8 protein-coding genes and 1 pseudogene are annotated in these 10,424 nt (G+C 41.1%); 7 read left to right on the plus strand and 2 right to left on the minus strand.

Going from position 1 to position 10,424, the window contains the following annotated elements; all coding sequences use genetic code 11:
- Positions 1–176: 176 nt before the first annotated feature.
- Entirely contained in the window at positions 177–1,079 is a 903-nt protein-coding gene (locus IM500_RS13840) for a helix-turn-helix domain-containing protein (RefSeq protein WP_287738705.1), read from the minus strand.
- A gap of 1,016 nt (positions 1,080–2,095) precedes the next feature.
- Between IM500_RS13840 and IM500_RS24790 the strand changes: the two genes are divergently transcribed.
- The 3 genes from IM500_RS24790 to IM500_RS13855 all read left to right on the plus strand — a co-directional run bounded on the left by IM500_RS24790 (position 2,096) and on the right by IM500_RS13855 (position 5,315).
- Positions 2,096–2,380 carry a transposase gene (locus tag IM500_RS24790; protein ID WP_190721088.1) on the plus strand — a complete coding sequence of 95 codons (285 nt, stop codon included), beginning with the start codon at positions 2,096–2,098 and terminating at the stop codon, positions 2,378–2,380.
- A 365-nt stretch (positions 2,381–2,745) separates the two neighbouring features.
- On the plus strand, positions 2,746–3,720 hold the full coding sequence (locus IM500_RS13850; RefSeq protein ID WP_287738706.1) for a PEP-CTERM sorting domain-containing protein: 975 nt from the start codon (positions 2,746–2,748) through the stop codon (positions 3,718–3,720).
- A 68-nt stretch (positions 3,721–3,788) separates the two neighbouring features.
- Positions 3,789–5,315, plus strand: coding sequence for an efflux RND transporter periplasmic adaptor subunit (locus IM500_RS13855; RefSeq protein WP_242034588.1), 1,527 nt, complete (start codon positions 3,789–3,791; stop codon positions 5,313–5,315).
- A gap of 154 nt (positions 5,316–5,469) precedes the next feature.
- Here the strand turns inward: IM500_RS13855 and IM500_RS24795 are convergent.
- A pseudogene (locus IM500_RS24795) lies at positions 5,470–5,649 on the minus strand (hypothetical protein).
- A 59-nt stretch (positions 5,650–5,708) separates the two neighbouring features.
- Here IM500_RS24795 and IM500_RS13865 point away from each other — a divergent pair.
- From IM500_RS13865 to IM500_RS13880, 4 genes are all read left to right on the plus strand, one after another.
- Positions 5,709–8,807: an efflux RND transporter permease subunit gene (locus tag IM500_RS13865; RefSeq protein ID WP_190721097.1), complete on the plus strand. Its 3,099-nt coding sequence runs from the start codon at positions 5,709–5,711 to the stop codon at positions 8,805–8,807.
- A 389-nt stretch (positions 8,808–9,196) separates the two neighbouring features.
- Entirely contained in the window at positions 9,197–9,352 is a 156-nt protein-coding gene (locus IM500_RS13870; RefSeq protein WP_287738708.1) for a helix-turn-helix domain-containing protein, read from the plus strand.
- A gap of 50 nt (positions 9,353–9,402) precedes the next feature.
- Complete coding sequence (locus IM500_RS13875; RefSeq protein ID WP_242034590.1) at positions 9,403–9,621, plus strand: hypothetical protein; 219 nt, start codon at positions 9,403–9,405, stop codon at positions 9,619–9,621.
- 48 nt (positions 9,622–9,669) lie between these two features.
- On the plus strand, positions 9,670–9,993 hold the full coding sequence (locus IM500_RS13880) for a transposase (protein WP_287738709.1): 324 nt from the start codon (positions 9,670–9,672) through the stop codon (positions 9,991–9,993).
- Positions 9,994–10,424 lie beyond the last annotated feature (431 nt).

Raw genomic sequence — 10,424 nt, forward strand, 5'->3', positions numbered from 1 at the left:
ACTTTTGTGGAAGCTTTAGAAGCTTTTCGGACAGCGATGTCTTTCCGTTTCTTTGAGTGGCTGACCGAGAATCGGGATGTGTTTGCCGCTTACAAAGCCAGTTTAGGCTTTATTTGGGCTTGAAATTTGTTTAAGTCCCAATACTTAGAACCTAAAACCTAAAACTCAGCCATCATTTAAGCTACTTGAGTTTGATATTTTTCTCGCCAACGTTTAGGAGATACTTTATGTAACTGACTAAAGCGACGGGAAAAATAATAGGGGTCAGTAAACCCAACGGTGGCGGCAATTTTGGTAATTGACTCATGGGTTTTCAGTAACAAGGATCGGGCTTCTAGCATTCTTCGTTCCACAATCCAATGAATAATCGTTTTGTCGGTGCGACGCTTAACTAAATTGGTTAAATAAGCAGGAGAATAACCAGCCGCTCCAGCCACATCATTGAGGGTAATCGGTTGACTATAATTTGCCTCAATAAACTCAAAAACGGGTTTTAATTGAGAACTATTAGGGTAGAAAGAAGCCAAAGAATCAAAGAAATTCGGTTGCGGGGTAGAAGAAGGCTGTATCAACGATTGAGGAGCTTGTTTTGAGTTAACAGAAGGATGAATTCTGCAAGCATAGCCATCTTTTTCAGATTCTAGAAAATTTAAAGAACGAGCTACTATGCTTATATAATCTTGATCTCCATATTTGAGAAGGTGAACCGTAATATCGAGGGATTGATAGTCCTCATAATAAGGATGTTGTGTGATCAAACGTCCAAAACCTCGACGTTGAATTAATTTCCAGTATCTAGACCAATCTGAGTTTAAAAAATCTTGAGCAGCTTCTTCTATAGTCAAATTAGATAACTGTTCTCTGGAATATCCCAATAAAGCACAAGCCGCATCATTGTAATGCTTAATCCGTCCTTGGGAATCGATCCACAATACAGATTCAGGGATTTGATTGATTAAATATTGAATAACAGATATGGATTCAGCTATTTCTTGCTGAGGGACGGCATTAAGAAAGTTAGCCGTAGAATGAGAGAAGTTAAGGGAGTTAAGAGGGTTACAGTTTGGAGTTAAAAGCATGAGACTGTTCCTATAATTTTCAAAATAGATAATTTTTTGACCCCAAAAGATAGTTTTCACTCCATCACAAACAAAACTGATTTCCGGATCTTCTTAATTCTTGATCAGGAAATTACAGCACTTGGCTGATCGCTCAAGTACAACTACTAGGGTTGAAGTCCTTATACAGTAAGCCTTTCGGTGATTGCATGGGATGTTCCGTCTCGGAAAGCGCTGTATTGAGCTTGTCTTTCCTCTACAAGCGGAGATGCGTCTTTCCGCAAATTTTTAAAACCCACATTCCGCACTTCAAATTATAGTAAGTAGTCATGCAAGGCGTTGCTGATTTGAGATATGAATCTTCGGCTCTCTTAGGTTTGGTGGGTAAAATGTATTCTAAGATACAATCCTCTTGGCGAGTGAGTGGAACGAATCACAAAGACACAAAGATTGATCGCTCCTATACTCAGTTAAACTTATCACACAAATAAGAGGAGAGCCAATCTTCTTTGGCGGAATTTCTTAAAACCTAGACCCGAACTAACTTTTGCATCGGTGTCATCAACGCCCTATTTTACGTCCTCTGTAGGCAATGCGTGTGGCGGCGGCTGCCCCAGGACTACCCGCCTGACGAGACAGTATAAGCTGCCCGCGCATTTAAATTGCCTGTTGAGATGAGGCACTCTTGCACTCTTGCAAGAGGCAAAAATAAAGGGATTAGGGACTTGCGCTTTGATAATGTACCTTTTGGGCGAACGCAGTTCGCCCCTACATTCTGGACAAAATCCGTTGCTGTCGGGGTGCCAGGAACCTGCGCCCTCCGCTCGCTCAGGTTTGCTGATCACTCTAAGTAGGAGGAGAGCCTTCGAGAGCCCCCGCAGCTAAGGGACTGGCGCTTTGATCATACGCCATCTGGCTGGTCTGATTCTTCTACAGAGCGATTTTCTGGCTGGGATATTATTCCCACGCAAGTCCCTTAGGGGAGATTTAGCTAATTTAAGGATAGGCGGTTAAGATGCGTCTTAGCTTACTACTACTTGAGAAAGTGGACTCAAGACGGAACATGGCTGAAAATCCATGACTGTCTCCGGGATTACGTCAGGACGATGGAAGGTCATCTAACGGCGGCGAGCGCGGGAGTTTTAGACAGCCAATCGGTCAAAACCGCCACGATGATTAATCAAGAGGTGGGTTATGATGCGGGGAAGCGGATTAAAGGAAGAAAGAGATTCACATTAGTCGATACTTTCGGGCTGTTAATCGCAGTCAAAGTCGTCTTCTGCCAAAGATTCTCCATTTTGCTGAGGACTTTCCTATTTTAAACTAGATATAAGTGGGTGGGTGGAATTAAATATAAGATGAACGTAGGTTGGGCTTCGGCCGTGATCTCAGCGTTCGACCGAGCGTTCGACAAAAGCTCACGCCGAAGTCTCACGCCGAGGTCCGAACGGTTGAAGCATGAAACCCAACGCCTGCTCATGTTACGCTACCGCTAACCCATCCTACAAATAATTGTGCCTCCCTACTTAGATGATGTCTAGATAGATTGAACTTAAAAAAACTTAATCATCAAATCTAAAATTAATCTATCTAAATCTCTAATCTTCAGCAATTTAGAAATATGCTCATCAGCAAAAACTACAAAAGGTTTTTCAGAATCTCTCTATTTTGAATTAGGAAAAAACTCATGTCTATGCGTCATTTTGCTTTATTGCTTGGGCTAACTACCGCTGGAACAGCCACTTTATTAGCTCCCCTTCCCACTCGTGCTGCTAGTTGTGAAACAGGTGATTTATTTGATTTTAGTTCCATCCAATTTCTTGCAACTCGGCCTATTGCTTCTAATAACTGTTTGCGGTTATTTGGAAAACGAACAGACCCGACTCCTCAAGGATTTGTGGGCTATGGCGCCGGTCACACTGAAACCAGTTTAAATTCACCAGGAAATCCAGCCCCCTATTATGCTGCGGGGATTGATTTTAGTCCCGAAAACTTGGTTAATCCTCTAGGTGCAACACGGGCAGCCACCTTGTTAAATAATATCACCGGATTTTCTAACTTTGCGACTTTCCTCACCAATAACAGTATTAATGTTGAGCGTATTGGGTTTAGTTTTGGTCCTAAAAACAGGGATTTTACCAAGAGTTGGAATTTAGGAGATGATATTAATGGACAGAACTATTTTTCCTCTCCTACGTCTTCTCTAGAAGAACGCATTTATGCTGCTAATTCTAAGGAAGTGGAAAGCTTTTTATTGTTAGATACCACTAAAATTATTAGCTTTGGTTATAGCGATATTTATTCATTCTTAGAATATGGCGCAACCACTGCTCCTGATGATGACTCTGAAGCGATTATTAGTGATCCCTTTAGTGTTTCTAAGGTAGCTGGCCTGCTGGGAGAATTTGACGGATTAGCCAATGCTTTCTTAGCCGATGTGGGTTCTAATAAAGTACAATTAGTCAGTGAAGATGCCGCCGTTGTTCCAGATGACGTTTTTATCGATCCCTCAATTGGCCCATTAAATCCCGTGGTTTCTATTCAATTTCCCCTGCAACTGAGAATTGTTTCGACTCCTGAACCTTCTGTTACTCTTGGCTTAATGAGTTTAGGCATTATGGCAGTGGGGTGTCGTTTGAAAAATAAAATTCGGAAAGAATAAGATAGCAGTTGTAGATAAGCTCAGACCCATCCCAGTCTTCACGTTAACTTATGTCAGATAACCATCCTATGTCACCTCCTATGTCGGAATATCCCCTAAAAATCACTGCCACCTCTTCTGAACCTCAAAAACAATCAAAACGCCGTTTCCAAGGGGTTCGGCGATGGTATCTTGGGGGACTTTTATTGTTAGGAGTTGGTTATGGGATTGGGTCAATGAGTCAACCAACTCAACCAATCGCCCCTTCTGTTGCCGAAAATGAACATCTTCTCCCCGTTGAAATTGACCGGCTAGTACAGGTCAATGCTTATCAACAGTCTCGAACTTACACTGGGGAAATTGTCGCTCAAAATACCAGTGATTTAGGGTTTGAACGAGGAGGAACAATGACTCAACTGCTGGTGACAGAAGGACAATGGGTGAATCAAGGAACGCCCCTTGCTCGTTTAGATGACCGTCAATTAATCGCCCAAACACAAGACTTATTAGCCCAAAAACAACAGGCTTTAGCACAATTAAAAGAAATGGAGGCGGGTTCTCGTGCTGAAACCATTGCCGCAGCCCAGGCAAATTTGGCTCAAGAAAAAGCTCAACTACAAGAGATGGAAGTGGGACCTCGCACTGAAACCATTGCGGCAGCCCAAGCGCGTTTGAAAACCCTCCAAGCACAATTAGCTTTGGCTCGTAGTAAACGGGAGCGACGACAGAATCTTTATACGCAAGGTGCTATTTCTCTTGAACAGTTTGACGAAGTGGTCACAGATATGGATAGTCAACAGGCAAGGGTTAATGAAGCCCAGAGCCAATTAGATGAGCTATTAGCAGGAACACGCCCTGAAATCTTAACTCAACAGCAAGCAAGGGTTAAACAGGCTCAAAGTCAACTGGATGAGTTGTTAGCAGGGACTCGCAGGGAAGTGATTGAAGCCCAAAAAGCAGCTATTAAACAGCTAGATAGTCGTTTAGCTGGTATTGAACTTGATTTAGAAAAGACCGTTCTTAAAGCCCCTTTTTCGGGCAAAATTCAAAAACGTTATCTCGATCAAGGAACGGCGGTACAAGCAGGTCAAGGGGTGGTGCGTTTGGTACAATTAGACGGCGTTAAAGCCCATATTGGTGTTCCTACGTCCCTGACTTCTGAGATTAAGATCGGACAATCACAAACCCTAAAAATTGACCAAAAATCTTATTCAGCGACCGTTAAGGCAATTTTACCTGAACTAGATGGTGCTAGTCGTACCGTGACGGTGGTTTTTCAAGTTAAAGGAGCAGGAAGTAGCGGCGAGGTTACCTCGCCCCTACTAACCACTGGACAAATTGTCACCTGGCAATGGCAACAAAACATTAATACTTCAGGTTATTGGCTACCTAGTACCGCTCTTGTTAAGGGAATTCGAGGATTATGGTCAATTTATGTCTTAGGAGATGGGAATGCAGCCCAAGGATTTGTCGTAGAACGTCGGGATGTGGAGGTTTTATACACCGATGGGGAGCGAGTTCTCGTGCGAGGAACATTAGACGGAACCGAAAAAGTGATTACTAATGGCACAAATCGCATTATTTCGGGGCAAAAGGTAAAAATCAGTAAACAGTAAACAGTGAGCAGTTATCAGCAGAACGTAGGTTGGGTTGAAGCATGAAACCCAACGCCCGATTATGTTACGCTACCGCTAACCCATCCGACAAATAATTGTGCCTCCCTACTTAGGGTTTGCTGAATAAATCTAAAAACCTTGTTGGGTAAGACTTTTAGACTTTTGGGAAATCAAAAAGTACCAGATCTGGGAGTGATCGCGGAGAAAATTCCGGGACTTTTTCCCTGAAAATTAGGTAATTGACCACCTGAAAATGGGTAAAACCCTACACCCCACACCCTACACCCCACACCCTGCCCCCACCGAAAAACTTTTTGCCGCAAACCCTACTTATTACTTATTACTTTCTCCCCCGAAATTCATAATTCTCAGTTCTTAATTCATCATTCTCCTATGTCTTCTATCTTTTATAAAAACGTCCGATTATTAATTTTAACCATTCTGGCGATCGCCGTTTGGGGACTATCTTCCTTTTTCAGTTTACCTCGTATGGAAGATCCCGAGTTAACCCCTCGTTTTGCGGTCATTAACACCCAATTTCCTGGCGCAACCCCTGAACGAGTAGAAACGCTAGTTACTGATAAATTAGAACAAGCTTTACTAGAAGTCGAAGAAATTCAAAATATTGATTCTACCTCTCAGCTTGGCTTCTCCAGCATTACCATTCAATTAAATGACCAAATTACCGATGTTGATCCCGTTTGGTCACAAATTCGTGATAAAGTCAATGATGCTGTTTCTCAATTACCATCGGGAACTTCTCTCCCTGAATTTGAAGAATCAAAACCCAAAGCCAACGCCTTAATTGTTGCTTTAACTTGGCAATTATCAAGCCCTCCGAATTATGGCATTTTGAGCCGTTGGGCGCAAGAATTAGAAGATGATTTACGGTCAATTGAAGGAACAGAAAAAGTTGAATTATTTGGCAATCCTACGGAAGAAATTCGAGTGGAAGTTGATCCTCAAAAATTAACCAATTTAGGGTTAACTATACAGTCCCTTTCTCAACAAATCTTAGAAAGTGATGCCAAAGTTGCTGCCGGCCAATTACGAAGCGAACAAAGTAACTTATTGCTGGAAATTGAAGGAGAATTAGATTCTTTAGACCGTTTAAATCGTTTATCAATTAAATCAGGTGCTTCTAGTCAAGTAGTGCGATTAGGTGATATTGCAAATATTAGTAAAGGAATTGAAGATCCCCCCAGAGAAGTCTCGATGATTAAGGGAAAACGGGCGATCGCAATTGCTGCTTTTGTGGAATCTGATAGACGCTTAGATTCTTGGATGACAGTCGCCAAGGCTAAGTTAGAAAGATTTGAAAAAAACCTTCCTCAAGGAATTGGCCTACACATTATCTTTAATCAAAGTCGTTATGTGCAGCAACAACTGGACTCGGTTTTATCAAACCTGATTATTGGTGCTATCTTGGTTTTTGGGATCACCTTTGTGATCATGGGCTGGAAGTCATCTTTAATCGTGGGAACATCCCTTCCCTTATCAGTTTTGATGGTTTTTGGCAGTATGAAGGTGTTAGGCATTCCCCTACATCAAATTTCGGTAACAGGACTAATCATTGCTTTGGGGTTATTAATTGATAATGCGATTATTGTGGTTGATGAGGTGCAAATGGCTTTAAAAGAAGAAGAAGGTATATCACCGCTCAAAGCCGTTGCTACTACCGTACATCATATTTTTATTCCCTTACTCGCTTCTACCTTTACCAGTGTTATCGCTTTTTTGCCCATTGCTACCGCTTCAGGAGCAACTGGAGAATTTACCGGAACGATTGGAGTAACCGTAATTTTAGCCCTAATTAGCTCGTTTATTCTATCTGTCACCGTGATTCCCGCCTTAGCGGGAAGATTACATCATTGGCAACCAACCCCCACAAATGGATATTGGTGGCAAAGCGGATTTACCCATTCTCGTTTAACCTATCTTTATAAGTGGAGTTTAGATCGCACTTTTCAACGTCCCTTATTAGCGATCGCCCTTATTCTTATTCTTCCCTTATGGGGTTTTATTAGCTTTCCTACCCTACAACAACAGTTTTTCCCCCCCACCGATCGCGAACAATTTCATTTAACCTTTGAATTACCCATCAGTGTGTCTTTACCCGAAACCCAGTCTCAAGTGATGCAAGCCCGAAAGTTAATCTTACAGCATCCTGAAATTCAAGACGTTCAATGGTTTATTGGGAAAAGTGCGCCCTCTTTTTACTACAATGTCTTACAAAATCGAGAACAATCTCCTAATTACGCGCAAGGAATTGTTCAACTTCAGAAAAACGTCAAGTCGGGTGCGTTAATTCGCACCTTACAGCAAGAATTAGATCAAGCCTTTCCCCATGGGCAAATTATTGTCCGACAATTAGAACAGGGTCCTCCTTTTGATGCACCCATTGAATTACGCTTATATGGCTCAGATTTAGCCCAATTACAGGCTTTAGGCGATCAAATCCGCACTGAGTTAGCCAAAACACCCAATGTCATCCATACTCGCGCCACTTTAAGCGAAAGTTTGCCCAAATTAGCTGTCAATCTTAATGAAGAAAAGCTACGTTTAGCAGGGTTAGATAAAAGAGCCGTTGCTCGTCAATTAGACACCAGTTTAGAGGGAACAGTCGGAGGCTCGATTTTAGAAGGAACAAAAGAACTACCTGTGAGAGTTCGGACTTCTAATAGTCAACGGAGCAATCTAGCTGAAATTAGCTCATTAAACCTCTTATCTTCGGGAAATTCTGCAACTTCATCGACAATTGTTCCCCTATCTACTGTGGGGACGGTGGAAATTTTGCCAGATATTGTTGCTATTTCACGTCGTAATGGCCAACGGATGAATACCATACAGGGTTTTATTCCGGCTGGTGTATTACCGGAACAGGTACTCTCTGAGTTTGAAAAACGATTAGAAATGAGTAATTTTCAGTTACCCTATGGTTATTCATGGGATTTTGGCGGAGAACAAGGAGAACGTCAGGATGCTTTAAGTAATTTGATTGCAACTCTTGGGGTTTTAGCGATCGTTATGGTGGCCAGTTTAGTCCTCACTTTTAATTCTTTCCGTATGGCAAGTATTATTATTCTTGTTGCGATTTTATCCTTAGGACTAGGCTTAGGATCATTGGCCTTGTTTAATTATCCTTTTGGGTTTACAGCGATTTTAGGGATCGTTGGACTGTTAGGAATCTGTGTTAATGATTCAATCGTAATTCTTGACGCTTTGCGTCATGATGCTCAAGCCAGCCTTGGTTCACGTCGAGCAACTCGAAATGTGGTGATTCGTGCAACTCGTCATGTGGTAGCGACCACCTTAACCACGATTATCGGGTTTATCCCTTTATTATTTGATCCCAGTGGTTTTTGGCCACCTCTTGCGATTAGTATTGTCGGTGGGTTAGGTGGCGCCACTTTAATGGCGTTATATTTTGTTCCTTCCGTATATGTACTCTTATGTCGTAAAAATCTTGCACAGAGTGCTAAACCGCAGTAACGGTATGATTATCGCAGTCATTTTGTCTTGCCATCAAGAGTATCGCTCTTCTATCACTCTCGGAAAATCCCTGTCAACCCATAACGGGAGTTTAGACTAACTCCCCCCAATCATACCGTACAGTCTAGTCCACTGAGAGGGGGACTACGGGGGGAGGGGAAAATCAAGAGATAATGAGGTAAAGTTATCCCAATTCTCCAAAATCTGACTACAGATAGGGTAGAATATCATATTAGTAGAGTTAAAGGAAAAATATAGCAGGAGTTTATAAGATAGAAATATCTGAAAGTGAAGCAGAACTCAAGGAACTGCTTAGACAAGAAAAAACCGGTTCAGGAAAAGAAAGAATACAATTATTGTACTTATTAAAGACAAAAAAGGCAAAAACGGTGACAGAAGCCGCCGAAATGCTAGGAAGAAATAGAGTCACCGTACAAGATTGGTTAGGAAAATATCGTCAAGGGGGACTGGAAAAATTATTGTCTAAAAAAGTCAGTACAGGAAGACCAAGAAAAGTTCCCCTGTGGGCAGAAAAAGCCTTATAAAAAAGATTAAAAGAAAAGGAAGGGTTTGATATTCAGGTCGAGATTTGTGAATGGTTAGAGGAAAAATTAGGGAGAGAAGCCAAGTACAAAACCGTACACAAATTAGTATATTATCGGCTAAAAGCGTCTCAAAAATAGCTAGAACAAAAAGCCTAGAACAATCAGAAGAAAGGTTAGAAGATTTTTTAAAAAAACTCCTAGAAAATTTGGCAATACTGAGTTTTGTAGCGATAACAATTATGAGTAATATAGGGAAAATTCGCTTTTGATGTCAAAATGAAACTCGTCTGGGACTAAAAACAATCAGCGGGAGAAAAATAACAGCAAAAGGGGTAAAACCTTACGGGAAAGTGCAGGGTCAATTTCAAGCAACGTATATCTATGGGGTGGTAGAGCCGAAGACAGGAGAGCATTTCTTTTATGAATTTACTCATTTAAACAGTCAATGTTTTCAAATATTTTTAGAATTATTTTCTGAATATTTTGCCGATGGTATTTTGATAATACAGTTAGATAATGGCAGGTTTCATAAGGCAAAAAAACTAAAAATACCTGAGAACATTATTCTCAGGTTTCAGCCACCACATTGCCCAGAATCTAATCCAATTGAACAGATTTGGCAATATCTAAAAAAGGATTGAGATGGAAACTACCTAGAGACTTAGAGGAATTACGTTTGTTAATTGGTCAACGACTCGAAGAAATAGACCTCGACCTAATATTATCTTAAGACCAAAAGTCTTTCTAGTTAAGGAATCTACCCGAATAAAAATTATTTTAATCGCCTCATATTTTTTCAGTGAAACTGAATTAGCAACGATAGATATACATTTCAGTTATCGAACTACTTAATTAGTACATAGGCTAAAAGTAAGCTGTGACTGGGTTATAATTTTTGGAGATGTCTAATGAACAAAGAGGTAATCGCTTCAATTGTTGGACGAGGTTATAGGGAGCATCTCATTTATGCAAGTGAGTAATTATACTTATCCATAAAACTGGTTTCTAGCAAGGCTTTCAAAATAGCTTGACATAAAAACCTGATTTAGGGGTTACAAAGGTGAGATGCTCC

This window comes from Microcystis sp. M179S2, assembly GCF_020245805.1.
GTDB lineage: Bacteria > Cyanobacteriota > Cyanobacteriia > Cyanobacteriales > Microcystaceae > Microcystis > Microcystis aeruginosa.